24 protein-coding genes are annotated in these 24,287 nt (G+C 40.1%); 14 read left to right on the top strand and 10 right to left on the bottom strand.

Annotated features, from left to right (window positions below; translation table 11 throughout):
* Positions 1-283: 283 nt before the first annotated feature.
* From J5X91_RS10055 to J5X91_RS10035, 5 genes are all read left to right on the top strand, one after another.
* Positions 284-547 (top strand): DUF4212 domain-containing protein, encoded by a 264-nt coding sequence (locus J5X91_RS10055; RefSeq protein ID WP_011327286.1) that lies wholly within the window; start codon positions 284-286, stop codon positions 545-547.
* Positions 548-557: 10 nt separating this feature from the next.
* Positions 558-2,282 carry a sodium:solute symporter family protein gene (locus J5X91_RS10050; protein ID WP_089367794.1) on the top strand — a complete coding sequence of 575 codons (1,725 nt, stop codon included), beginning with the start codon at positions 558-560 and terminating at the stop codon, positions 2,280-2,282.
* 115 nt (positions 2,283-2,397) lie between these two features.
* Positions 2,398-4,236 carry a putative nucleotidyltransferase substrate binding domain-containing protein gene (locus J5X91_RS10045; RefSeq protein WP_089367795.1) on the top strand — a complete coding sequence of 613 codons (1,839 nt, stop codon included), beginning with the start codon at positions 2,398-2,400 and terminating at the stop codon, positions 4,234-4,236.
* A 47-nt stretch (positions 4,237-4,283) separates the two neighbouring features.
* Positions 4,284-4,907: a 3'-5' exonuclease gene (locus tag J5X91_RS10040; protein ID WP_011327289.1), complete on the top strand. Its 624-nt coding sequence runs from the start codon at positions 4,284-4,286 to the stop codon at positions 4,905-4,907.
* Positions 4,908-5,173: 266 nt separating this feature from the next.
* Complete coding sequence (locus tag J5X91_RS10035; RefSeq protein ID WP_115121833.1) at positions 5,174-6,271, top strand: transporter substrate-binding domain-containing protein; 1,098 nt, start codon at positions 5,174-5,176, stop codon at positions 6,269-6,271.
* A 209-nt stretch (positions 6,272-6,480) separates the two neighbouring features.
* Here J5X91_RS10035 and J5X91_RS10030 read toward each other — a convergent pair whose 3' ends face one another.
* Positions 6,481-7,221, bottom strand: a complete 741-nt coding sequence (locus tag J5X91_RS10030) for a complement resistance protein TraT (RefSeq protein WP_011327291.1) — start codon at positions 7,219-7,221, stop codon at positions 6,481-6,483.
* Between the two features lie 57 nt (positions 7,222-7,278).
* The gene (locus tag J5X91_RS18095; RefSeq protein WP_011327292.1) at positions 7,279-7,635 is read right to left on the bottom strand and encodes a hypothetical protein; all 357 of its coding nucleotides are present in this window, start codon (positions 7,633-7,635) and stop codon (positions 7,279-7,281) included.
* A gap of 510 nt (positions 7,636-8,145) precedes the next feature.
* Between J5X91_RS18095 and epd the strand changes: the two genes are divergently transcribed.
* From epd to J5X91_RS09995, 6 genes are all read left to right on the top strand, one after another.
* Positions 8,146-9,177 carry an erythrose-4-phosphate dehydrogenase gene (gene epd, locus J5X91_RS10020; RefSeq protein ID WP_089367797.1) on the top strand — a complete coding sequence of 344 codons (1,032 nt, stop codon included), beginning with the start codon at positions 8,146-8,148 and terminating at the stop codon, positions 9,175-9,177.
* A gap of 43 nt (positions 9,178-9,220) precedes the next feature.
* Positions 9,221-10,396, top strand: coding sequence for a phosphoglycerate kinase (locus J5X91_RS10015; RefSeq protein ID WP_011327294.1), 1,176 nt, complete (start codon positions 9,221-9,223; stop codon positions 10,394-10,396).
* Positions 10,397-10,603: 207 nt separating this feature from the next.
* Positions 10,604-11,668, top strand: a complete 1,065-nt coding sequence (gene fba, locus J5X91_RS10010; RefSeq protein ID WP_011327295.1) for a class II fructose-bisphosphate aldolase — start codon at positions 10,604-10,606, stop codon at positions 11,666-11,668.
* Between the two features lie 559 nt (positions 11,669-12,227).
* Positions 12,228-12,917 carry a phosphate regulon transcriptional regulator PhoB gene (gene phoB / locus J5X91_RS10005; RefSeq protein WP_011327296.1) on the top strand — a complete coding sequence of 230 codons (690 nt, stop codon included), beginning with the start codon at positions 12,228-12,230 and terminating at the stop codon, positions 12,915-12,917.
* A gap of 54 nt (positions 12,918-12,971) precedes the next feature.
* Positions 12,972-14,303 (top strand): phosphate regulon sensor histidine kinase PhoR, encoded by a 1,332-nt coding sequence (gene phoR / locus J5X91_RS10000; RefSeq protein WP_089367798.1) that lies wholly within the window; start codon positions 12,972-12,974, stop codon positions 14,301-14,303.
* Positions 14,304-14,393: 90 nt separating this feature from the next.
* The gene (locus J5X91_RS09995; RefSeq protein WP_011327298.1) at positions 14,394-15,362 is read left to right on the top strand and encodes a phosphate ABC transporter substrate-binding protein PstS family protein; all 969 of its coding nucleotides are present in this window, start codon (positions 14,394-14,396) and stop codon (positions 15,360-15,362) included.
* Between the two features lie 78 nt (positions 15,363-15,440).
* On the opposite strand, the gene J5X91_RS09990 is transcribed toward J5X91_RS09995, so the two are convergent.
* From J5X91_RS09990 to sfsA, 8 genes are all read right to left on the bottom strand, one after another.
* Positions 15,441-15,677, bottom strand: coding sequence for a hypothetical protein (locus tag J5X91_RS09990; RefSeq protein ID WP_011327299.1), 237 nt, complete (start codon positions 15,675-15,677; stop codon positions 15,441-15,443).
* A gap of 30 nt (positions 15,678-15,707) precedes the next feature.
* Positions 15,708-16,556 carry a pantoate--beta-alanine ligase gene (panC, locus tag J5X91_RS09985; protein ID WP_208834617.1) on the bottom strand — a complete coding sequence of 283 codons (849 nt, stop codon included), beginning with the start codon at positions 16,554-16,556 and terminating at the stop codon, positions 15,708-15,710.
* Positions 16,556-17,350: a 3-methyl-2-oxobutanoate hydroxymethyltransferase gene (gene panB, locus J5X91_RS09980; protein WP_011327301.1), complete on the bottom strand. Its 795-nt coding sequence runs from the start codon at positions 17,348-17,350 to the stop codon at positions 16,556-16,558. Before panB ends, panC begins: the two co-directional genes overlap by 1 nt.
* Positions 17,351-17,380: 30 nt before the next feature.
* A complete protein-coding gene (folK, locus tag J5X91_RS09975; protein ID WP_011327302.1) occupies positions 17,381-17,866 on the bottom strand; it encodes a 2-amino-4-hydroxy-6-hydroxymethyldihydropteridine diphosphokinase in 486 nt (161 codons plus the stop codon).
* A 5-nt stretch (positions 17,867-17,871) separates the two neighbouring features.
* Positions 17,872-19,293: a polynucleotide adenylyltransferase PcnB gene (gene pcnB, locus J5X91_RS09970; RefSeq protein ID WP_179807416.1), complete on the bottom strand. Its 1,422-nt coding sequence runs from the start codon at positions 19,291-19,293 to the stop codon at positions 17,872-17,874.
* A gap of 193 nt (positions 19,294-19,486) precedes the next feature.
* On the bottom strand, positions 19,487-20,383 hold the full coding sequence (gene gluQRS / locus J5X91_RS09965) for a tRNA glutamyl-Q(34) synthetase GluQRS (protein WP_208834614.1): 897 nt from the start codon (positions 20,381-20,383) through the stop codon (positions 19,487-19,489).
* A gap of 20 nt (positions 20,384-20,403) precedes the next feature.
* A complete protein-coding gene (gene dksA / locus J5X91_RS09960) occupies positions 20,404-20,847 on the bottom strand; it encodes an RNA polymerase-binding protein DksA (RefSeq protein WP_011327305.1) in 444 nt (147 codons plus the stop codon).
* A 315-nt stretch (positions 20,848-21,162) separates the two neighbouring features.
* Positions 21,163-21,879: a DNA/RNA nuclease SfsA gene (gene sfsA, locus J5X91_RS09955; protein ID WP_208834610.1), complete on the bottom strand. Its 717-nt coding sequence runs from the start codon at positions 21,877-21,879 to the stop codon at positions 21,163-21,165.
* Positions 21,880-21,983: 104 nt separating this feature from the next.
* Here sfsA and pepB point away from each other — a divergent pair, with 104 nt between their 5' ends.
* From pepB to J5X91_RS09940, 3 genes are all read left to right on the top strand, one after another.
* Positions 21,984-23,279 carry an aminopeptidase PepB gene (pepB, locus tag J5X91_RS09950; RefSeq protein WP_011327307.1) on the top strand — a complete coding sequence of 432 codons (1,296 nt, stop codon included), beginning with the start codon at positions 21,984-21,986 and terminating at the stop codon, positions 23,277-23,279.
* A 186-nt stretch (positions 23,280-23,465) separates the two neighbouring features.
* On the top strand, positions 23,466-24,032 hold the full coding sequence (locus J5X91_RS09945; RefSeq protein WP_011327308.1) for a phosphoribosyltransferase family protein: 567 nt from the start codon (positions 23,466-23,468) through the stop codon (positions 24,030-24,032).
* A 151-nt stretch (positions 24,033-24,183) separates the two neighbouring features.
* Positions 24,184-24,287, top strand: a 104-nt coding sequence (locus J5X91_RS09940) for a helix-turn-helix domain-containing protein (protein WP_208834707.1), incomplete at its 3' end; no start/stop codon positions are given.

Below are 24,287 nucleotides of genomic sequence, written 5' to 3'. Positions count from 1 at the left end.
CTATTTATAAACATTAAATTATAGCAATACAGTATAAGACTAATGTCGCATGTAATCTAAATCCTCGCAAAATATTAACAAACCTTCTCTAATTAAATTTTTAAATAGCTGAAAAGTAATGCTTTTTAATTTTAACATCTGCTAAATACTGATTCTTTACTTAAAAGTTAACAAACTGTTACGACTATGGTCGCAATTCAATATTTGCATTGCGTTGCTAAATTGGTAGATGAAAAATAAACCACTCATTACTTTTTAGTGATGCTTAAAGGGGAAAATAAAAATGGCTTTTAAAGATGAAGAACAAGCAAAAGCTTATTGGGCGGAAAATATTTCACTGTTATTTAAATTATTAGCAGTGTGGTTTGTCGTGTCATTTGGTTTTGGCATATTACTGGTTGATGTACTTAATGAAGTACGTTTTTTTGGGTTTAAACTTGGCTTCTGGTTCTCCCAGCAAGGTTCAATTTATACCTTTGTGGCTTTGATTTTTGTGTACGTAGTCAAAATGAATACGTTAGATAAAAAATATGGCGTAGACGAATAGGAGCTAAGCAATGGATGTTCAAACACTCACGTTTTTAATTGTTGGTTTAAGCTTCGCGCTTTATATCGGCATTGCAATTTGGGCCCGAGCGGGTTCAACTAAAGAGTTTTATGTAGCGGGCGGCGGCGTACCTCCTTTAGCTAATGGTATGGCAACCGCTGCCGATTGGATGAGCGCGGCGTCGTTTATTTCAATGGCGGGTATTATTTCGTTTGCGGGTTACGACGGCGGCGTTTACTTAATGGGGTGGACAGGTGGTTATGTATTACTTGCCATGTGTTTAGCGCCTTACTTACGTAAATTCGGCAAGTTTACTGTGCCAGACTTTATTGGCGACCGTTACTACTCACGTACCGCACGTTTAGTTGCTATTTTTTGTGCCATATTCATTTGTTTTACCTACATTGCAGGGCAAATGCGTGGTGTAGGCGTGGTTTTTTCTCGCTTTTTAGAAGTAGAAATTGAAACCGGTGTATACATAGGTATGGTTATTGTATTCTTTTATGCTGTTTTAGGTGGTATGAAAGGTATTACTTATACGCAGGTTGCACAGTATTGTGTGCTGGTATTTGCTTACTTAGTACCGGCCATTTTTATCTCTATGATGATGACAGGTCACTTCCTGCCACAAACTGGTTTTGGTGCCACACTGATTGGCGGAGAAGGTGCTTATGTGCTTGATAAGCTAGATGGCATAAGTTCGCAATTGGGCTTTTCTCAGTATACCGAAGGCTCTAAGAGTATGATTGATGTATTTGCTATTACCGGTGCATTAATGGTGGGTACTGCAGGTTTACCACATGTAATTGTTCGCTTTTTCACTGTACCTCGCGTTAAAGATACGCGTATATCAGCGGCATGGACCTTAGTGTTTATTGCTATTGTTTATACTACAGCACCAGCAGTTGCTGCATTTGCTCGCGTAAACATGGTTGATACTATTAACGGTAAAGATGGTAGCGGTACAGAGTATGCACAAGCACCAACGTGGATCAAAAACTGGGAACGTACCGGCTTAATTACCTTTAATGATAAAAATGGTGATGGCAAAATGTTTTACACTTCAGGCAGCATTGACGATCCAAACAGTGCTAATGAAGTAGATGTTGACCGCGATATTATGGTACTTGCTAATCCTGAAATTGCTAACTTACCAGCATGGGTTATTGCCCTAGTTGCTGCCGGTGGTATTGCAGCAGCATTATCAACAACCGCAGGTTTACTGTTAGTTATTTCTACCTCCGTATCGCACGATTTACTCAAGCGAACCCTTAAGCCCAATATTAGCGATAAGCAAGAGTTACTCGCAGCGAGGTTAGCTGCCATGGTCGCTATTGTTATATCCGCCTACTTTGGGATTAACCCGCCAGGGTTTGTGGCATCGGTGGTCGCATTTGCCTTCGGCTTAGCGGCAGCGAGTTTCTTCCCAGCTATTATTATGGGTATATTCTCTAAAGCAATGAACAGAGAAGGCGCAATTGCTGGCATGGTAACGGGTATTAGTTTTACCGCCGGTTATATTATTTACTTTAAGTTTGTTAGCCCAGAGCTTAATAGTGCCGAGCATTGGTTTTTAGGTATTTCGCCTGAAGGTATTGGCTTAGTAGGTATGATAATTAACTTTGCAGTTGCTGCAATAGTACTTAAATTTACTAAACCGACACCACTGGAAATTCAGCAGTTGGTTGAAGGTATTCGTAATCCTAAAGGGTCTAGTGAAGCTCACGATCACTAAATCTATTTGCTTAACAGGCAATAAAAGTACCAAAAGCCCGACTTAAGTCGGGCTTTTTATTTGTTTAATAAATGATTACATTAAACCTTATATAAATCACTTAACGAGCGTAACTATGAGTGCAGAGCAGCAAGATATAACCCAATTTGTAACTATGCAGGCCCCGTTTAGCATGCTTGAGGCGAGTGCTTGCAGTTATTTTGTAAAGCACCTTGATATTGCTTACCTCAACCGTGAAAACCAAGCACAATGGCTGCAAAGTGAGCATCCTAAGTTATTTTTAATTCGCTCAGGCTTATACGATTTAGTGGATAGTAAAGGCGATATAGTTACGCGTTTAGCACAAGGTGATTATTTTGGTTTTCCATCGTTATTAACCGGTGAGGCGATGCAAAACAGGTTGGAAGTACAAAAAGAGGGCATAGTGTATATGCTGCCTCAGGAGCCGTTTGATTATTTGCGCCGTGAATATAAACCGTTTGAGCAATATTTTGTTCGCGCTCATGCAAACCGCTTACTCTCATCACATTATAAAAGTAAAACTGAAAGCTGGTCGGAGAGAAAAATATCGGAATTAATGACCCGAAAAGCCATTACTTTAACGCCAGATTCGAGTATTCGCCACGCGGCAAAACAAATGCAAGAGTATGGTGTGTCATCTATTATGATCACCCAAGATGCGCACTTAGTTGGGGTAGTAACCGACCGCGACTTACGTAATCGGGTACTGGCAGATGAAGTTGATCCACAGCAAAGCGTAAGCAGCATAATGACAGCAAAACCCAAGTTTATTTTTGAAAATAACCGGGTTTTTTCAGCGCTGCACCTAATGCTTAAACATAATATTCATCATATTCCAGTACTTGACGAAAACCACAAACCTTTGGGAATGATCACCAGTACCGATTTATTACGCCAGCAAAAAAGCGACCCGGTACAACTTATAGGTCGTATTTATAAAGCGCGCGCTATTGTCGATTTAAAACGCTACGCCAAAGAGATCCCAGAGTTGCTGCGCGGCTTTTCGTATAATATTGACGACATATCGCTAATTGGCAAATTACTCAGTGGCCTAACCGATGCACTCACCTCGCGGCTAATTTACTTGTATCAACAAGAACATGGAGTAGCACCAAGTAGTTTTAGTTTTATTTGTTTTGGCTCCCAAGCCCGTGAAGAACAAACCCTACATTCAGATCAAGACAATGGCTTATTATTACCCGATGGTTTAAATGACGATGAGTTAGCCTACTTTAAAGGCATGGGGGAATATGTTTGCGAAAACTTAGTAGAGTGCGGCATTAGACGTTGCCCTGGCAATATAATGGCCAGTAGCGAGTTGTGTCGAATGAGTATTAGTGACTGGCGCGAGCGCTTTTTTAAATGGATAAGCAGCCCAACCCCTCAAGCCATGCTCAACTGTAAAATATTTTTTGATTTACGCTTTATCGAAGGCTCACACACACTTTATAGTAAGTTTTATGAGCAACTTACGCACATGTCACGCAACGAATTATTTTACGCCGCCATGGCCAACGACATTGACTCAAACAGCGTGCCCATAGGCTTGTTTAATAATTTTAAAACCGAAAAAACAGAAAAAAACTATAAATATATCGACTTAAAAAAACGTGGCGTAGTAATAATTAACGACATAGTGCGTTTATATGCATTAAGAGCGGGGATTCGCCGTGCCAATACCCAAGAGCGTTTAGACGCATTGTTAAAACACACTTTACTCAGCAAAGAAGATATTTATAACCTAAAAGATTGCTGGCGTTTTTTAACCCAGCTGCGATTAAGCACGCAAATAAATCAAGAAGGGCTGCCCAGTAATTGTATTAACCCCGACCAATTAAACTCTTTAGAGCGCCACCAACTCAAAGAAGCATTTTATCTGGTAAAACAAGCGCAGCAAGCCGCTGTGTTTAAATTTGCCCGTGGTAGCTTATAGCATGGCTGTTTATAAAAAAGCGGCGCACAAAGCGAGTAATAAACATTATGGTTAAGCGCTTAATTACCCGTTATTTTAAAAGGCGACAGCTACTGGCACATGCTGCTTTAAAGCAGCGCTACCTAGTGATTGACTTAGAGCTAACTGGGCTTGACGCCAAGCAGCACGAAATAGTGTCGCTAGCTTGGGTGGTTATAGAAAATCAATGTATAAAAATGAGTCAGTCGCAGCATTTAATTAATAAAGAGGTTAAAAACTTGGCACAAAGCCCAGTTTATCACGGCATTAATAATGATAATGTAGCTGCAGGGCAAAGTTTACATAGTATTTTAGAGCACCTTAGCGAGCACTTTAATGACTGTATTTTAGTGTTTCATAATGCCATGCTCGACTGGGGTTTTTTAAAACCAGCGCTTAAAAATGCCAATATTACTACGCGGCCAAAACTAATACTCTGCACCTTACAAATAGAAAAAAAGCGCCTGCAACATCAAGGCGTCGAAATAAAGCAAGATGATTTAACGTTAAACGAATGTCGTAATCGCTACGAACTGCCTAGTTATCATTGTCATCACGCACTTACCGACGCACAAGCCACAGCAGAGTTATTTTTGGCGCAGTGCCATCAAATAAGTAGTGGCAGAGGATTAAAAGTGAGGGAGCTTGTTTAGTTGCTAGCTTTATTTGCTACGATTTAAATCACTACTTTATGCACTCTTAACCTCTTTAATAAATAGTGTTTATGCATTTTAAACACCGTACTTGGCTTTTATTTTTATCTGAAAGCTAAGGCTACCATCTGAAAATTAAGCGCTAAATCAAGCTATTTTTGACCTTAGCTTGAAACTATTTTACACTTTCGTAACCTTATACATATTCTATTAGTATGTTTGTGAGCTTATAAGCTATTCACATCACCCCAAACAATTGAGTTTTTATGCTAACAAAAATATTAAATTCATTACGTGTAGGCGCTTTAAGCCTTATGGCAATTTTAACCTTATCGGTGCATGCTCAAAGTGCTTTGCCAGAGACAGGTTTGACCGTTGGTGTAGCGGGGGATGCTCCCTTTGTTATACACAATCCCCAAAATAATTCACTAGAGGGGATTTCACTTACAATTTGGGAAAATATAGCCGATAAAAAAAATTGGGAATACCAATATAAATATTTTACTACGGTTGATGAGGCACTTACCGCTTTGCAGCAAGGCGAAGTTGATTTACTTGCTGGGCCGATTAGTATTACCTCGGAGCGAGTGGAAAAGTTTCTGTTTTCTCAGCCTTATTACCAATCGAGTCTTACTATTGCCTCGCGCGATGAAAATGCCAGTATTTGGGGTAAAATAAAACCCTTTTTTAGTATGCAATTACTAATTGCTGTTGCCATATTTTTATCTTTACTAGCCATTGTTGGGCTGCTCTTTTGGCTTGCTGAGCGCAAACATTCTCCAGAGCAGTTTCCTGCAGATCCAAAAAGAGGGATAGCTAACGGTATGTGGCTAGCCATAGTGACTATGAGTACAACAGGTTATGGCGACATGGCACCGGTGAGCTTAAAAGGCCGAGTTGTAGCTGGTTGTTGGATGATTATTTCATTAATTTTTGCTACATCAATGATTGCAGGTATTGCCAGTACTCTTACCGTATCAAGCTTTAGCAGTTCTACTATTACACAAGTTGAACAATTTCCAGGTAAAAAAATTGCAGCATCAGCAGGCTCGCCAGCTATAGGCTTTATTGAAGAACATCAAGGCCAAAAAGTATTGGTAAATAACCTAAGCCAAGCCATGGAAAGACTAAAAGATAAAAGTGTTGATGGCGTTGTTTTTGACCGTCCACAATTGTTGTTTTATAAAAATAAACATAAAGCAGAGAATATTCATATTCCAAGTGCGGAGTATTATAAGCAAGGTTACGGCTTCGCATTTAGAGCCGACAGTAAACTAGTTAACGACGTTAACTTAGTTTTATTAAGGCTTGCAGAAGATCAAAAAATTGAACAAATAATGGCAGAGTATTTAGGTGATAAATAACTGTTATATAAGCCTTAGGGGCTACCCTTAAGGCAATAATTAATTATTATTTACTTTATCATCAATAATTTAAATTATTGGGTGCCAGTTTTATTTCGTAGTTACATTTGTTTTGAAAATGCCTAGAGATTAGAGAGTAATTAAGATTAGATAATCAAGAAGTAAAATAAAAGCACGGCACTATAATGCCGTACTTTTAGTTATTATTATTAGAAAAAAGAAGCCATTGCGTAGGCTGTTTTTTCAAACATAAGTGGCTGGGCCTCCTCAAGTTCTAAATTTGCTTTATTAGCCGTGGTGACCACACGGGTTCGGTATTCTTTTTGATCAGTTGCTTCTGAGTAAGTTTGAGTTGTTGCGCCATCGTCAGATATTTTAGTATTGGTCTTTGAATCACGACGCACTATTACGCCACTACGAGCTCGCTCTTTTATTTGAATATCGGCCACCAAAAGATAGGTTACGTCTTTAACAAACGCATTTGTGGCAGTTGAAACTAAGCCACCAATTATGCCACCGGCTGCGGCCCCGCGATATCCACTACCAGATGCAAATGCTACTGCAGAACCTGCAGCAACGCCTTCGTAACCCCTGCTTAAATAGTTTTCAGCTGCTGTAGGAGAGGCCTTTTCTAAGTTACGTACAAAAACACTCATACTGTATTGCGCATCACTAGGGCTATCGACAATTTGATAGCCATTACCACTACTCTCTATTTGAGTGATCAGGGATTGTCTAAACACATTACGATCAAATTCCATTACTGCAGATCGAACCTCCATATAAATTTTTCTCTGTTGTGATGGAACAGGATCAACAAAGATAGAAGTGCTGAGCTTGGTTTGTACATCCAAATCTTTTTTAGCTATTGAGGTATGAATTGCTCCACAACCCGAAATAAAAAGCGTAAAAACAGCAAACAGTACAATATATATTTGATGCATTATCATAGTAATTTCCTTCTAATTTGAATTTATGGATCAGACAGATTAACTAAAATCATTACTCTAATAATACCGGCCGTGATAACGGTAGTAGTAACGACAATTACGATACTGAGTCCAGTTATATCTGAGTAGATCTCGACAGGTATAGCCGTTACGCCAATAAGTGCCTTTGTATTCTTCAGGTTTAATATTTTTCTCTAGCATACTTTTTATATAAGCATCGACCTCTTCAGGCTTTTCAGCCAAAAAGGGTCTAGACATAACCTCAGCATTCAATTGTGCTTGCATGCGTGCCAATTCATTTTTTTCTGATTTGGTTTGCTGTGCGTTGGTATTAAATGCGCATATAGCAATAAAAATGGCTAGAAACTGATGTAAAACTAACCTGTTGGAGAGTGAAACATGACTACTGTTCATAACCTTGCTCCTTAAAGTGTTGCTTAAGCGAATGTGCGTAGCAGTAATTATATAATAGTCAACATTGTTCAAAAAACAACCAGAGTGGCAGGGGGACATTTTTTACTTATGCGCAGTAGATACTAAATGGATAAGTATCCAGCTGTAGCGTCAAAATATGCAGTTAAAGTTTTTTGTATTAAAATAAAATAGCGATTGAAAATTAATAATGCTATATTTAACAGTAGCTTAAATCTATAGGGTTTTGCTGGTTGGTTACTAACGGCGACTAGCTTTGTTTATAGTAGCGTTATTGCTAGCGTGAAAATGGCAGGCGTTGTTTTGCTCTGGGAGCAATTTATTAAGCAAAGTTCTGACAACGAATGGCCGCGAGTTACATATTTAACTTATCATTTATTTAAAGTTTCTAATCGCTCCCTCTTATAATAAAGCTCAAGGTCGATTACAATACCGCCATCTAAAAGGCACATTGCCTTTATCTGCACGCAAAAAGAGTGGATTTTATATTTCATGGCAATCAAACTTGCAATTAATGGTTTTGGTCGTATTGGTCGAAATATTGTCCGCGCGTTATACGAATCAGGTTTGAGCAACGAGATAAAAATTGTTGCGATTAACGAACTTGCTGACCCTGAAGCTATTGCTCACTTATTAAAATACGACACCTCTCATGGTCGTTTCTCTTTTCCTGTAAAGCTTGGTGAGGACACCATTAGCGTAGCAGGCGATGCTATTGCTCTTTTCTGTGAGCCAAATCCGGCGGAATTACCTTGGAAAACCTTAGGTGTAGACGTAGTACTTGAATGTACTGGGGTTTATCACTCGCGCGAACATGCACAGCTACATTTAACCGCAGGCGCTAAAAAAGTGTTGTTTTCGCATCCTGCTGATAACGATGTTGATGCCACTATTGTTTATGGTATTAACGACGATGAGCTAAAACCAGAGCACACTATCGTCTCTAATGGTTCGTGTACTACTAACTGTGTAGTGCCGGTTATTAAAGTGTTAGATGATGCATTTGGTATTGAATCGGGTGCTATTACCACAATACATGCCTCGATGAACGATCAGCCGGTAATTGATGCCTACCACCACGATTTACGCCGTACACGCGCAGCCAGCCAATCTATTATTCCAGTTGATACAAAACTAGCCCGCGGTATAGACCGTATTTTACCTAAATTTAAAGGCCGCTTTGAAGCCATTGCTGTACGCGTGCCTACTATTAACGTAACGGCTATGGATTTAAGTGTAACGGTTAATACCGATGTAGATTTAAATGCAGTAAATAACGCGCTTAAAGCACAAGCTAAAGATCGCCTTGAAGGCATTTTAAGTTACACCGCAGAGCCACTAGTATCGATTGATTTTAATCATGATCCACATTCTTGTATTATAGATGGTACCCAAACACGAGTTAGTCATAAACGACTGATAAAGTTACTAGTTTGGTGCGATAACGAGTGGGGTTTTGCTAATCGAATGCTCGACACTGCGCGTGCAATGGTCGCGTTAGAAAAAATAACTAATATAAAATAACCGCCTTTTATTGGGTTTAGTATCGTTAACTAAGGAGATGTTCATGTCGGTCATAAAAATGGCAGATTTAGATTTAAACGGCAAGCGTGTATTAATTCGTGAAGATTTAAATGTACCCGTTAAAGCAGGTAAAGTGACGTCAGATGCGCGTATTCGTGCGGCGCTACCAACAATTAAGTTAGCCCTTGAAAAAGGCGCAAAAGTAATGGTTATGTCACACCTTGGCCGCCCTACGGAAGGGGAATATGACGAAGAGTTTTCTCTTGCTCCTGTCGTTAATTACTTAAACGATGCCCTAGAGCAAACAGTACGTTTAGAAAAAGACTACCTAAACGGTGTTGAACTTGCTGATAACGAAGTGGTGGTATTTGAGAACGTACGCTTTAACAAAGGCGAAAAAAATAACGACGAAGCGCTATCTAAACAACTTGCAGCATTATGTGATGTTTACGTAATGGATGCATTTGGTACGGCGCATCGCGCACAAGCCTCTACCCATGGTGTAGGATTATTTGCAGATGTTGCGTGTGCAGGGCCATTATTATCGGCAGAGCTTGAAGCTCTTGGCAAAGCACTTGATAACCCAGCTCGCCCATTAGTGGCGATTGTGGGTGGTTCAAAAGTGTCTACTAAATTAACAGTGCTTGATTCACTATCAAAAATTGTTGATCAGCTAGTAACCGGTGGCGGTATTGCTAATACCTTTATTGCGGCGGCGGGTTATCCTGTTGGTAAATCGCTTTACGAAGCTGATTTAATGGATGAAGCGAATCGCTTATGCGCAGCGGCTGTTGCTAACAATGGTGAAATTCCAGTACCGACTGATGTTGTTGTAGGTAATGAGTTTTCAGACTCAGCAGTAGCAACACTTAAAGATGTAAGTGAAGTTACCAGCGACGATATGATTTTTGATATTGGCCCAGATACAGCAAACAAGCTGGCAAAAATAATTGCTAATGCAGGTACTGTAGTATGGAATGGCCCTGTTGGCGTGTTTGAGTTTGACCAATTTGGTAACGGTACTCGTGCTATTGCCCAAGCTATTGCTAATTCAAATGCGTTTTCGATTGCAGGCGGTGGCGACACCTTAGCGGCAATTGATAAGTACGGCATTAGCGATAAAATATCGTATATTTCTACTGGTGGTGGTGCGTTTTTAGAGTTTTTAGAAGGCAAAAAGCTACCAGCAGTTGAAATGCTAGAATCGCGCGCTAAGTAATTTATTTTATTTAGGCGTAAGCGGATGGAGGTTACTTCATCCGCAATAATTAATTATTAAATACCTCTCACCCTAATTTAATAATTAATTTTACGCGTTAGTTACTGTTTATCAGTACTAATTCGTGGCGCAGTGATTGCGCCAAACTAACACATCCGTTCAAACTAGATGGCAGAGAACTGCTATCAAAAAATTGGAGAAAACCCAATGGCTTTAATCAGTATGCGACAACTTCTGGATCATGCCGCTGAGCATGGTTATGGCGTACCTGCTTTTAACGTTAACAACCAAGAGCAAATGCGCGCAATAATGGAAGCGGCTGACAAAACCAATAGCCCTGTAATTGTGCAAGGTTCTGCAGGCGCACGTGCTTATGCTGGTGCCCCATTTATTCGTCATATGATTTTAGCAGCGGTTGAAGAGTGGCCACATATTCCAGTGGTTATGCATCAAGATCACGGTACATCACCGGGTGTATGTCAGCGTTCAATTCAACTTGGGTTTTCATCAGTAATGATGGACGGCTCATTATTGAGCGATGGTAAAACACCTTCAAGCTACGAATACAACGTAGAAGTAACCCGTAAAACTGTAGAAATGGCACATGCGTGTGGTGTTTCTGTTGAAGGCGAACTGGGTGTTTTAGGTTCGCTTGAAACAGGTGAAGCAGGCGAAGAAGATGGTATTGGCGCAGAGGGTAAATTAACCACTGAGCAAATGCTAACTAATCCAGAAGAAGCGGCTGACTTTGTAAATAAAACCCATGTTGATGCGCTGGCAATTGCTTGTGGTACATCGCACGGTGCGTATAAATTTACTCGTCCACCAACGGATGATATTTTAGCGATTGATCGTATTAAAGCAATTCATGCACGTATTCCAAATACTCACTTAGTAATGCATGGCTCATCATCGGTTCCACAAGAATGGTTAGAAATAATTAATCAGTACGGTGGCGAAATTCCAGAAACTTACGGTGTGCCAGTAGAGCAAATTATTGAAGGGATTAAGTTTGGAGTACGTAAAGTTAATATTGATACAGACTTACGTTTAGCATCTACCGGTGCGGTGCGTCGCCATTTGGCGCTTAATCCGGCAAACTTCGATCCGCGTAAATTTTTAGCGGCAGCAACTCAAGCCATGACCGATATTTGTATTTCGCGTTATGAGTCGTTTGGTACAGCAGGCCAAGCTAGCAAAATTAAACCAATTTCATTAGATGAAATGCATCTTAAGTATTTAAGCGGCGAGTTAGACCCACGTATTAAATAATTGATCATTTTAGACTTTTTACTAAGCCAGTTGCATTGTCACTGGCTTTTTTTATGCCGTTTAGGGATCAATATCTTACTAACAGCAGGTAATTAGGATCACTAAATTACTAACGTGATCAGTTTGAGATCATTACTTTACTAAGTAAACGGGTATTTTAGCCCTAGTTGGCGCTTAAATTCATTATTAAATAAAAGAATAGTACAAACAATCATCAGCTTAGCTATTTCACTGGGTATAATAGTGATCCCAAAACGGATCTGCTTAATAAAACTCTGATCTTTTAATTTAAGATCATCACAATGCAGAACATAATTGTATTACTAGGTTAGCGTATGCTATTTAAGTGAGCAAAGTTGGCTGCTTTAACACACAATGTTAGTAAAATAATGATCCTGCTATACGCTTTGCTTTATCGCTATAATTGCGTGTAAATATTTATTTAGTCACTATTTTGTGTTTTTTTACTGTTATATTAACTTACGCGCTAGGTTTTCATAAAAGTGTCATACTTAGTCATAATAATGAAAACAAATTCGATAGCTAAGAGATAAATGGAATGTCACGTAAAGTATTAGTCGTTGATGATGAAGCACCGATCAGAGAAATGTTGGTTTTTGTTTTAGAACAAAATGGATTTCAGGCAATTGAAGCAGAAGATTACGACTCTGCTATTGCGGCAATGGTAGAGCCATACCCAGATATGGTGCTACTCGATTGGATGTTACCTGGGGGTAGCGGAATCCAAATTGCTAAAAAGTTTAAACAAAATGAATACACGCGCGCTATTCCCATTATTATGCTCACCGCTCGTGGCGAAGAAGAAGACAAAGTACGCGGCCTAGAAGTAGGTGCCGATGACTATGTTACTAAGCCATTTTCGCCAAAAGAACTCATGGCCCGCATTAAAGCGGTTATACGTCGTGTGTCGCCCACCTCATTAGAAGAAGCAATTGACGTACATGGCCTGCGCCTTGATCCTATTTCTCACCGCGTTACCTCAGGTGGCAGTGAGCTTGATATGGGGCCTACCGAATTTAGATTACTACACTTTTTTATGACCCACACCGAGCGCGTATATAGCCGTGAGCAATTACTTGATCAAGTTTGGGGTACTAACGTATATGTTGAAGACCGTACGGTTGATGTACATATTCGCCGCTTACGTAAAGCTATTTCACCCTTAGGACATGACCGCTTAGTGCAAACGGTACGCGGAGCAGGTTATCGCTTTTCAAGTAAATTATAATGTGCTTGCAGCTTAACTAAGTACCAATGGATAGCGACTTTAAGGTAACAGTGTATGTATAGAGTTATTAATAAACGCACCTTAGTTAAACGGCTGTTTATCTATTTTATACCTTTACTGCTAATAGGGCTGTTAGTAGGTGCCCCATTTTTATTGTTATTTTTAGGCTCATTTTCGCTACTTATTTGGCACTACTACCAACTTTATCGTTTAAGTGATTGGTTGCTTAATCAACAAAGCTTTAACCCGCCCGAAGGAGAGGGTGCATGGGAGCAGGTATTCGAAGGTATTTATCAGCTGCAGCATCGTAATCGTAAAAAGCGTAATGAACTATCGGCATTAATTCATCGCTTTCGTGATGGTGCTGAAGCCATTCCTGATGCGGTGATAGTGCTGCAAAATGATTTAACCATTTATTGGTGTAATCAACTGGCATTAAAAGTATTAGGCTTGCAGTGGCCTACAGATCAAGGGCAGCGTCTGGATAACTTAATTCGTGAACCTAAATTTGCTAAGTATATGCACCGCGGCCAATTTACCGAGCCACTGGAGCTTGAAAGTGGTCATAACATAGAGCAAATACTTGAGTTTAGAGTTATGCCCTATGCCAGCACACAGTTAATGGTAGTAGTACGCGATGTAACCCGCTTAAAGCAACTAGAACAAATGCGCAAAGACTTTGTTGCCAATGTGTCGCATGAACTGCGAACCCCGCTCACGGTGGTTACAGGCTATCTTGAGATGATGGATAGCGACATGATGCCACCGCCCGCAATGTGGAATAAAGCCCAAAATACTATGCTTGAGCAATGCAAACGCATGGACAGTTTAGTTACTCAGCTGCTATCACTATCGCGTATAGAAGGTGCGCGTAAGCAAAATAACGATAAAGCGGTTAATGTACCCTTACTACTTAACTATATTCAAACAGAAGCTAACTCAATTAATCAGCAAAAAAAGCATCAGCTTATTTTTAATATTGATACTTCCTTAGATATTAGCGGATCAGCAGATGAACTGCGCAGTGCATTCTCTAATTTAGTTTTTAACGCCATTCATTACACTAAACCAGGCGGGAAAATAACAATATGTTGGCAGCGTCAAAACGATCGAGCTTGCTTTAGCGTAACCGATAATGGTGATGGTATTGCGCCTGAGCATATAAATCGTTTAACGGAGCGCTTTTACCGGGTAGATAAAGCGCGCAGTCGCACTACAGGTGGTTCAGGCCTTGGGCTCGCAATTACCAAGCACGTATTAACTCGCCACAATAGCCAGTTAAATATTAGTAGTGTTTTGGGTCAAGGTTCGTGTTTTTCTTTTGATTTTTCAAGTAATAAAATAGTACCTATGAGCAGCACAGTACAAACAAGTGGCAAGTCATAAAAGTGTCATTTAAGGGTAATATCACTGTCATCTACACAATTTACAGTGAACACAGTTAAAAAATGGGACGAACAAATTGGAGAACCCCACATGAAATTTAAAAACTTAGTTGCCGCAATGGGTGTGGCTGTTACAACGTTTGTATCTGCACAAGCAGTCGCTTTGGATAACGCACTACCTGAGTATCAAAAAATTAGTGGTGTTTCAGGGAACTTTTCATCGGTAGGTTCAGACACATTAGCGAACATGATGACATTTTGGGCTGAAGAATATAAACGTATTTATCCAAATATAAATATTCAAATACAAGCAGCTGGCTCATCAACTGCGCCACCGGCATTAACCGAAGGCACAGCAAATTTAGGGCCAATGAGCCGTAAAATGAAATCAAAAGAAGTTGAAGCATTCGAAAAACGCCATGGTTATAAACCCACAGAAGTACGGGTTGCCATCGATGCACTTGCGGTATTTGTACACAAAGACAACCCTATAGAAGGGCTACGTATTGATGAAATAGATGCTATTTTTTCATCTACTCGTAAGTGCGGTGCAACGCAGCAAGTTAACCGCTGGAGTGACGTAGGTTTAACTGGAGAATGGGCTGCTAAAGATATTCAATTGTATGGGCGTAACTCGGTATCAGGCACTTATGGTTACTTTAAAAAGAAAGCACTGTGTAAAGGCGATTTTCGTAATAACGTAAATGAGCAACCGGGTTCAGCATCTGTAGTGCAGTCTATTTCATCTTCATTGAACGCGATTGGCTACTCAGGAATAGGCTATAAAACCTCTGGTGTACGCACAGTTCCACTGGCCAAAAAAGGCAGCCACTTTGTTGATGCAACGCTTGAAAATGTAGCACAAGGTAAGTATCCGCTGTCGCGCTTTTTATACCTTTACGTGAACAAGCACCCTAATAAACCATTAGCACCAATTGAAGCTGAATTTTTAAAAATGGTATTGTCGAAAGATGGGCAAAAAATTGTAGAAAAAGACGGTTATGTACCGCTTTCAGCCAAATTAGCTGAAGTTGAGCTTAAAAAGTTAGGCTTAAATTAAGTCACTAAATTATACGCAATAAAAAACCGCTCATTGAGCGGTTTTTTTATATTTACTGTTCAGGTACAAGCTTAATACTTATATGTTACCTAAGTTTTCGGCTTGTGCTTTACACTGATTATAGCTCTCAACACACTTAGCTGAGCATACTTGCTGCTTTAAACCTTCGCCAGTTGATTGTTGCTCACAACTACTTTCGCATTGATAGTTTTGTTGTGCACATTGATTTAACTCTGGATTTCCAGCGTTATTCTGACAACCTGCTAATAGCATAAATGTAAGGGCTACTGCGCTCATTTTTATTAAAGTATGCATGCTTATCCTTAAATGAAAGTCGCGGTTATATTAAACTTCAACCTGAAGGTTATCGATTAATCTAACACTGCCTAAATAGGCCGCGGCTAAAATAACAAATTTGTTATCATCGAGTGTAGCAGCTTTTAACGTATCTCGTTGAGCTATCGAAAAATAGTCTGGTTTTAATCCAGCTTGCTGTAAACTTTGTTTGGCTGTTTCTTCCAGCGTAGCAAAGTCTGTATTACCACTTTTAAGTTGCTCAGCGCAGTTATTAAGCACTTTAAAAAGTACGGTGGCACTGTTTTTTTGCTCATTCGATAAGTAACCATTACGCGAACTCATAGCAAGCCCAGAGACTTCACGCATAGTTGATACACCAATAACTTCAACCGGAATCGATAAGTCGCGAGCCATAGTTTTAATTACTTGTAGCTGCTGAAAGTCTTTTTCGCCAAAACAAGCGTAATCTGGCTGCACTAAATTAAAGAGTTTAGTAACAACTGTTGCCACACCTCTAAAGTGCCCTGGGCGTGAACCACCACAATAACCTAATGAAATATCAGGTACATCTACAAAGCTTTGTGCAGCTAAACCATTAGGATAAATAGTCTCTACACTTGGCGTAAATACAATATCAGTTTCAAGATCGGCTAAGCCACGCTTGTCCTCATCAAGGGTACGAGGGTAATTGTCTAAGTCTTCATTAGCGCCAAATTGCATAGGGTTAACAAAAATGCTTACTACGACTTTATCGGCCATCATTTTTGCTTTTTCGACTAACGAAAAGTGGCCTAAGTGCAAGTTGCCCATAGTGGGTACTAGGGCAATGCTTAATCCGGCTTGACGCCATGCTTTAATTTGGCTACGTAATGATTTAATTTCAGTAATTGACTGCATTATTTAAACTCGTGTTCGGCACTTGGAAAGGCACCGCTTTTTACATCGGTACAATACTTTTTAACGGCTTCAGGCATATTGCCTGTTTCGAGTAAAAAGTTTTTCGAAAATTTAGGAATAAACCCAGCAGAAATACCTACTAAGTCGTGCATTACTAATATTTGACCATCGGTAGTATTACCAGCGCCAATGCCAATAGTAGGAATAGTTAATGCGTCGGTAACGCGTTTTGCCAGTGCGCTTGGAATACATTCCAGTACTAATAATTGTGCGCCAGCCGCTTCAAGGGCTTTTGCATCGGCAATTATTTTTAGTGCTTGCTCTTCTGCACGCCCTTGTACTTTAAAACCACCAAACACATGTACCGACTGCGGCGTTAGGCCTAAATGACCACACACAGGAATACCTTGTTGAGTTAGGGCTTCAATGCTCTCAAAAAGCCATTCACCCCCTTCTAACTTAACCATGTTTGCACCAGCACGCATTAGCTCAGCGGCATTTTTACAGGTGTCGTTGGGGCTCGAATAAGTCATAAACGGCATATCAGCAATTACAAACAGCTCACGGCTACCCGCACGTACGCAACGAGTGTGATAGGCAATATCTTGATTAGTTACGCCAAGTGTATCGTCGCCGCCTTGTAATACCATACCCAAAGAGTCGCCAACTAAAATAACTTCAACGCCGTTATCATGAAATAACTTAGCAAAACTGGCATCATAAGCTGTTAAAGCAGTAATTTTATTTTTTTCTGCTTTCATTTTATTTAAAGTTGAAACTGTTATTTTAGACATAATTTTCTCACCGGCATAAGCCTTAGTTAATTACTGTGGTAATTGTTGTAAATTGTTAAGCGGTAATGTATTTGCAATAGTGTGTAGTGCAATGCCGCTGGGTAAAATAAGTTTTGGCGCAAGTTCTAGCAGTGGATACACAACAAACTCACGTTCAGTTAAACCATAATGAGGCACTATAAGGCGCTCGGTATTAATTGTTTGTGCGTCAAACAATAACATATCTATATCTAAAGTACGTGGCCCCCAACGCTCGGCTTTTCTAACACGGCCATGCTCAAGCTCAATTGCTTGGGTTAAATCAAGCAGCTTTTCAGGGCTAAGCGTAGTGTTTATGCAGGCAACGGCGTTAATATAGTCAGGTTGGTCTTGTGGGCCCATGGGCTTACTCGCATAGTAATGCGAAACACTTATAAATTCACAATCTGGCAGCTTTTTAAGCGCGGCAATAGCGTTATCAAGCTGCTTTTTTGGTGAGTTTAAATTGGCACCCAAACCTAAATAAACACAGTGCATAGAAGTTACTCTGTTGGCTTTTTAGGTGTACGACGGCGAGCGCGTCTGCGTGGTTTTGGCCCCGCAGGCTGACCCAAGGTTCTTACCATTTCTTTTTGGCCATTAATATCTAGGCTCAAATAGTGTGTCCACCACTGAGCAAGCTCGCTATGTTGTGTTTCGCCTGCCTCCACACGCATTAATAAAAAGTCGTATGCGGCTTTAAAGCGAGGTTGCTGCGTTAATCTGTATGCACGTTGGCCGGCACGTTTATCTAAACGATGCTGTATATGCCAAATGTCGCGTGCGCCTAAAGTAAAGCGTTTAGGAACAGCTATGTGCTGGGCGTTATCGCTAAGTACACTATTAATTGCTTGCGAAAATGCATCGTATTCAGAGAGCTGCTCTTCATTTTGTACTGTTTTAGTGCGCTCTAATAGCGGAAACCAAAGTAGCGCAGCAAATACATACGCAGGGGTTACTTTTTTATCTGCGTTAATACGATCGTCTGTATTTTTAAACATGTTTTCAATAAAAGTGGCTTCAAGCCCGCCCGGATTATTATCTAAAATACGGTTTAGCTCTGGAAACAGTGAGTTAAATAGGCCGTATTTGCGCAGCATTAAGTAGTTAGCTTGTGCTTTGCCGTTTAAAAACAGTTTGAGTATTTCTTCAAACAAACGCGCTGGTGGAATGTTGTCTAGCAAACTTGCTAAAGCAGTCATCGGCTTTTCGCTGTTTGGTGCAATTTTCATATCTAGCTTAGTGGCAAAGCGTACCGCACGTAGCATGCGCACCGGATCTTCACGGTAACGCGTTTCTGGATCGCCAATTAGCTCAATTTGTTTAGCTTTTATTGCGGCTAAACCATTGGCGTAATCGTAAATACAAAAATCGTTAATTGAGTAATAAAGTGCATTGATTGAAAAGTCACGGCGTTCTGCGTCTTCCTCAATACTGCCAAATACGTTATCGCGTAGCAATTGTCCTTGCTCACTCGATTGGCTTATTTGGTTTTTGTCCTCTGGCGCTTCGTGGTGCCCGCGCATGGTAGCTACTTCTATTATTTCACGACCAAATACAATGTGAGCTAAACGAAAGCGGCGGCCAATTAAACGACAGTTTCTAAATAACTTTTTAACTTGTTCTGGCGTGGCATTTGTTACCACGTCAAAATCTTTTGGCTGTTGACCTAACAATACATCGCGAATACAACCACCAACTAGGTAGGCGTCAAAACCACCGTCTTTTAAACGGTATAAAACTTTGATTGCATTTGGGCTAAATTGTTTACGAGAAATACCATGTTCACCTCGTGAGATCACTAGCGGTTCGCTGCTTATTGCCGTGTTTTCGGCACTGGCATTAGGGCCGATTATTTGTCGACAAAATTGAAAAAGCTTGGAAATAATAGTCTGTCTCCTAGAAGGTGTTGATTGACTTGCCATTGCAATCAAAATTACAGCAAATGTAGGTGTTATAACCTATTACTGGCTGATTAATGTAAATAGCATATATTTAGGCGGCTATCATATACCAGCAAGGTTTAAAAATTAAGTTGCTGCACTGAAATTAAGCCATTTTTAGCGATTTTTATTTACTTAAAGGTCTAAATTATTGCGCGCGGGGAGTTGTGGGCTGCTAAATTTGAATTTCAGCAAGGTTTGGCACTTGATTTAAGCTAAAGTTATTTACCCCCCATGCAAGTAGTTGCTCAATATTTAAGTCCATAAGCTGGTTATGTACCGCTAGGCCTAAAAACGCGAACACATCGATAAGTACCGGTTTAGGGTTTTGCTTACAAATTGCTGGCGCATAATTTTGCTTTGAGAGCTTAAAGCCTGGCTTTGCAACCGCTAAGGGTAAATGAGCAAATTGGGGTACTTGTCTATTAAGTTGTTTAAACAAACTGATCTGTCGAACGGTAGGCTCAATTAGGTCAGCCCCTCTAACAATGCGCGTGATCCCTTGGTCTATATCGTCAATTACCACGACAAGCTGGTAGGCAAATAAACCATCGCTGCGCTTTATTATGTAATCTTCAGCAGCAAAGGCGTTATTAACGTTTATGTCGCCTTGAATTAAATCGTTAAATTGGTTGGTGGCAAAGCTTTGGCTAAGGCGCAGGGCACTGTGGGTTATATCTTGGTGCAGGTTTTTACAATGACCTTGGTAAATTCCGCCAATAGCTTTAATCTGTTTGCGCGAGCAACTACAGGCATAAATAAGGTTTTTATTGTGTAAAGAGTTAACAACATCTTGGTATAAATCTAAACGTTGTGTTTGATAAACGACGTTTTCATCCCAGTGCAGAGAATAGGCTTGTAAGGTATTTAGAATGTCGGTGTCGGCGCCTTTTACAACGCGAGTGGTGTCTATATCTTCGATGCGAACTAACCATTTTCCTTGGTTAGCTTTAGCATCAAGATAGCTACCTACAGCCGCTACTAATGAGCCAAAATGTAATGGCCCAGAAGGAGACGGTGCAAAGCGACCGCAGTATTTACGCGTTGGCGTAATAACGGCTGTAGTAAACATAACTAATTAATATAAGTTAATTAGCCACGTCCAGATTGCTTTTCTTTAATTTCTGCAAGTGTTTTACAGTCTACGCATAAATCAGCAGTCGGGCGCGCTTCTAAGCGGCGAATACCAATTTCGATACCACAAGACTCACAAAAACCAAAATCATCTTCTTTAATTAAGTTGATTGTTTTTTCAATTTTTTTGATCAGTTTACGTTCGCGGTCACGAGTACGCAGTTCTAAAGAGAACTCTTCTTCTTGCGCAGCACGGTCAACTGGATCAGGAAAGTTAGCAGCTTCATCTTGCATATACGATTTAGTACGATCAACTTCGTTGCGTAAATCGTTACGCCAAGTTTCTAAAATTGTTTTAAAATGAACACGTTGTGCTTCATTCATATACTCTTCACCTGGTTTTTCTTGGTATGGTTCTAAACCGGCTTGAGCCAATAATCCTAATCTATTTTGGTTTGGCATAACTCTCTCCTAAATCCTTAATTTAATGCCTCAGCATTAGCCGGCGGTATAAATAACAGAATCTCATACCCTAGGCAAATTTATTTTTAATTAATCGAATTAGCTGTAACCACGTTTATTGATTTAAAAGTATGATAAGTAATATTTGTACTTTTTTTAATCGCACTATCGGTTTCTAAACTTGCCTATATATGTGGGCTAAAATTTAAAAAACAAGGTGTTACTTAAAGTTTACTTTATATATTTAGCCCATTACCGCTGCTTTATATTTGTATTTACCAAAACCTAATTACAACACTTTGTATTAAATGATGATTATATAAAAGGGAGCTTCTCTTTTAAGATGATTTCGTTGGTAGAAATATCTGCTTTATATGCTAATACCTCAACGCCTTGGTTAATTGCCTCATTTAGTAACTGTGCATATTTATTGTCTATATGAGCAGCAGCGCTTACCTGGTTTATTCCCTGGTGCAGTACAGCAAAAAGCAATACTGCACGATGACCTTGCTCTACCATCTCTATTAATTCGCGAATATGTTTTTGCCCGCGCAGAGTTGGTGCATCAGGAAAGTAGCCTTGGCCACTGCGGGGGTTATCTTGGCTTAATAGCGTTACCGATTTAACTTCAACGTAGCAATTAGGACGCTCATCGCTGGTTAGTAAAAAGTCGATACGGCTGTTTTCGTTGCCATATTTAACTTCGCTTTGTAATTGCTCATAATTGTTAATCTCACTAATAATATTGGCATTTATAGCTTCAGCAACAACTTTATTTGCCACTGCGGTATTAACGCAAATAAGTTGCGATAAGCTATTTTGGGTGAGCTCTAACGATTGCGGGTATTTGCGTTTGCTATTAGTACTGGTGGAGTAAAAAGCATTAAAACCGGGTTCAGCGCAGCCAGTCATTTTACCTGTATTGGCACAATGGGCGGTAAACTCTGAGCCATCACTGAGCTGTAAATCAGCTAAAAAACGTTTATAGCGTTTTAATAAGGTGGCTGATTGCAGGGCAGGTTGGTACTTCATAATAACTTCCGTAGCGTAATTTATGTTATTTATCTCAAGCTGTTGGGAACTCAAGCGCTCTATAGTAAACTCGGTGGCACATTTAAGTGCAAGGATATTCTAACATGAGTGAAAAATTTGTTGTTCAACTAAGCGAGCAGTCAGCACCAAGCCATTGGGGCGAAAACGCGTCGTTATCTTTTAATGAACACGGGGCAACCGTTCATTTATCTGAGCAAGAAACATTAAAAAATGTTCAAAAAGCAGCGCGTACTATTGCTACTCAAGGCGTAAAAGCTGTTGAACTAACTGGCGATACTTGGTGTACCGAAAGCCAGTGGGCGTTTTATCAAGGGTTTGTAACGCCTAAATCGTTAAATGGCGTTACCTTTGTTGACAACGCACAGTCAGATATTAAAGAGCTAGGTAACTTAAAAACCTCAGCTATTTGGGCTCGCGAAATGGTTAACGGTACTGCCGATGACATTTACCCAGAAAGCCTTGCTGAAAAAGCCGCTGAATTTATTCAATCGTTAGCGCCTGAGCATGTGAGCTACCAAATTATTAAAGGCGATGCATTATTAGAGCAACAGTGGATCGGTATTCATGCTGTTGGCCGTGGTAGTGTTCGCCCGCCAGTTTTACTTGAGCTTGATTACAACCCAACAGGCGACGCAAATGCGCCAGTAAGCGCTGCGCTTGTAGGTAAAGGGATTACGTTTGACTCAGGCGGTTACTCAATTAAGTCAAGCGAAGGTATGCTAGGCATGAAGTGCGATATGGGCGGTGCTGCTACAGTAACGGCTGGTTTAGCACTGGCTATTAATCGCGGTATTGAAAAACGTATTAAGCTGTTTTTATGCTGTGCAGAAAACTTAATTTCTGGCCATGCTTATAAATTAGGTGACATTTTAACGTATAAAAATGGCACTACAGTTGAAATTGTAAATACTGATGCTGAAGGGCGTTTAGTATTAGCTGACGGCTTAATGGCCGCAGGTGAGAGTGGTGCGCCATTAATTATTGATGCTGCAACACTAACTGGCGCTGCGCTAGTTGCTGTTGGCCAAGAGTACAATGCTTTGTTTGCACTTGATAAAGAGCTAGTACGTGAAGTTGAAGACTTTGCTTCTCAAGAAATGGAAGCAGCGTGGCCATTACCACTTGAAAAGTGGCATCAGCAAAACTGCCCATCGGCTTATGCCGATACAGCTAACAGCCGTGCGCAAAAAGGCGGTGGTTATGGTGGTGCATCAAATGCGGCTGGTTTCTTATCGCGCTTTGTAGCAAATGATGGCAAAGGCTGGGTGCATATTGATCTGGCAGCTGCATTTAATATGAGCAGCACTAACCAATGGGCTGCAGGCGCTACCACACAAGGCATGCGTACTGTTGCTCGCACCTTGTTAGAAAAAGCGTAATATTTGCAGAGTTAGTTTATTAAAAAACTATAATAGGCACCGTTTGGTGCCTATTTTTTTGTGCTGCAAACAAGCATTTTGATTTAAATTACGGTAAAATCCCTCGCCTTAGATGTTTGAACGTTTCATTTACAGCTTTAATCTAAGCTGCGCTCAAATGTTGTACTCACCACTGGGATCCTAACTATGTCAGATAAGTGCTATATCACGGCTCAACAATTACTTGAAGATTCATTTCGCGTAGCAGCGCAAGTGTATAATGATGGCTTTCGTCCAGATTTCATTATTGGTATTTGGCGAGGTGGTGCACCCATAGGTATTGCAGTGCAAGAATTTTACGATTACAAAGGCATTGAAACCGATCACATTGCGGTACGTACATCGTCTTATTATGGCATTGGAAAGCAATCTAAAGAGATAAAAGTACATGGTTTACACTACATTGTAGAAAATGCTAATGCAGGTGACTCATTACTTATTGTTGATGATGTGTTTGACTCTGGCCGCAGTATTTTTGCATTAAAAGAAAAGCTTTCAGAGCTAATGCGTTTAAACTTACCGCGTGATATTCGCATTGCATGTCCTTACTACAAGCCTAAAAACTCTAAAGTAGACATGAAGCCAGATTACTATATTCATGAATCTGAAGAATGGTTAGTGTTTCCGCATGAGTTATCGGGTTTAACACCGGATGAAATTATTGCTGGCAAATCAGATCTAGCAAAAATACATGACATTTTGCTAGAAAAATAATCAACCTGCATAAATAAAAAAAGGCCATTAAGGCCTTTTTTTATCAACTTTTGCCGTAAAACACCGTTCCTTTAGGTCGGTGATATAAGGCAATAGTCGCGAAGCGACTAAGTGGGTTGTTCCTTTTTTATTGACTGTATATAATAACAGTATGATTATTCGCAAAGCTTATAAATTTCTTTTAAAAACAACACCCGATATTAACGCTAAAATGGCGCAATATGCGGGAAATTGTCGATTCTTGTGGAATAAAGC

Source organism: Pseudoalteromonas sp. K222D (assembly GCF_017653575.1).
GTDB classification, from domain to species: domain Bacteria; phylum Pseudomonadota; class Gammaproteobacteria; order Enterobacterales; family Alteromonadaceae; genus Pseudoalteromonas; species Pseudoalteromonas nigrifaciens.
This window is presented reverse-complemented; position numbering and strand designations above follow the sequence as displayed.

What these genes read in the sequence shown, in the direction of transcription:
- J5X91_RS10055 (WP_011327286.1), top strand. Translation starts at nt 284, where the DNA reads ATGGCTTTTAAAGATGAAGAACAAGCAAAAGCTTATTGGGCGGAAAAT.
- J5X91_RS10050 (WP_089367794.1), top strand. Translation starts at nt 558, where the DNA reads ATGGATGTTCAAACACTCACGTTTTTAATTGTTGGTTTAAGCTTCGCG.
- J5X91_RS10045 (WP_089367795.1), top strand. Translation starts at nt 2,398, where the DNA reads ATGAGTGCAGAGCAGCAAGATATAACCCAATTTGTAACTATGCAGGCC.
- J5X91_RS10040 (WP_011327289.1), top strand. Translation starts at nt 4,284, where the DNA reads ATGGTTAAGCGCTTAATTACCCGTTATTTTAAAAGGCGACAGCTACTG.
- J5X91_RS10035 (WP_115121833.1), top strand. Translation starts at nt 5,174, where the DNA reads ATGCTAACAAAAATATTAAATTCATTACGTGTAGGCGCTTTAAGCCTT.
- J5X91_RS10030 (WP_011327291.1), bottom strand. Translation starts at nt 7,221, where the DNA reads ATGATAATGCATCAAATATATATTGTACTGTTTGCTGTTTTTACGCTT.
- J5X91_RS18095 (WP_011327292.1), bottom strand. Translation starts at nt 7,635, where the DNA reads ATGAACAGTAGTCATGTTTCACTCTCCAACAGGTTAGTTTTACATCAG.
- epd (WP_089367797.1), top strand. Translation starts at nt 8,146, where the DNA reads ATGGCAATCAAACTTGCAATTAATGGTTTTGGTCGTATTGGTCGAAAT.
- J5X91_RS10015 (WP_011327294.1), top strand. Translation starts at nt 9,221, where the DNA reads ATGTCGGTCATAAAAATGGCAGATTTAGATTTAAACGGCAAGCGTGTA.
- fba (WP_011327295.1), top strand. Translation starts at nt 10,604, where the DNA reads ATGGCTTTAATCAGTATGCGACAACTTCTGGATCATGCCGCTGAGCAT.
- phoB (WP_011327296.1), top strand. Translation starts at nt 12,228, where the DNA reads ATGTCACGTAAAGTATTAGTCGTTGATGATGAAGCACCGATCAGAGAA.
- phoR (WP_089367798.1), top strand. Translation starts at nt 12,972, where the DNA reads ATGTATAGAGTTATTAATAAACGCACCTTAGTTAAACGGCTGTTTATC.
- J5X91_RS09995 (WP_011327298.1), top strand. Translation starts at nt 14,394, where the DNA reads ATGAAATTTAAAAACTTAGTTGCCGCAATGGGTGTGGCTGTTACAACG.
- J5X91_RS09990 (WP_011327299.1), bottom strand. Translation starts at nt 15,677, where the DNA reads ATGCATACTTTAATAAAAATGAGCGCAGTAGCCCTTACATTTATGCTA.
- panC (WP_208834617.1), bottom strand. Translation starts at nt 16,556, where the DNA reads ATGCAGTCAATTACTGAAATTAAATCATTACGTAGCCAAATTAAAGCA.
- panB (WP_011327301.1), bottom strand. Translation starts at nt 17,350, where the DNA reads ATGTCTAAAATAACAGTTTCAACTTTAAATAAAATGAAAGCAGAAAAA.
- folK (WP_011327302.1), bottom strand. Translation starts at nt 17,866, where the DNA reads ATGCACTGTGTTTATTTAGGTTTGGGTGCCAATTTAAACTCACCAAAA.
- pcnB (WP_179807416.1), bottom strand. Translation starts at nt 19,293, where the DNA reads ATGGCAAGTCAATCAACACCTTCTAGGAGACAGACTATTATTTCCAAG.
- gluQRS (WP_208834614.1), bottom strand. Translation starts at nt 20,383, where the DNA reads ATGTTTACTACAGCCGTTATTACGCCAACGCGTAAATACTGCGGTCGC.
- dksA (WP_011327305.1), bottom strand. Translation starts at nt 20,847, where the DNA reads ATGCCAAACCAAAATAGATTAGGATTATTGGCTCAAGCCGGTTTAGAA.
- sfsA (WP_208834610.1), bottom strand. Translation starts at nt 21,879, where the DNA reads ATGAAGTACCAACCTGCCCTGCAATCAGCCACCTTATTAAAACGCTAT.
- pepB (WP_011327307.1), top strand. Translation starts at nt 21,984, where the DNA reads ATGAGTGAAAAATTTGTTGTTCAACTAAGCGAGCAGTCAGCACCAAGC.
- J5X91_RS09945 (WP_011327308.1), top strand. Translation starts at nt 23,466, where the DNA reads ATGTCAGATAAGTGCTATATCACGGCTCAACAATTACTTGAAGATTCA.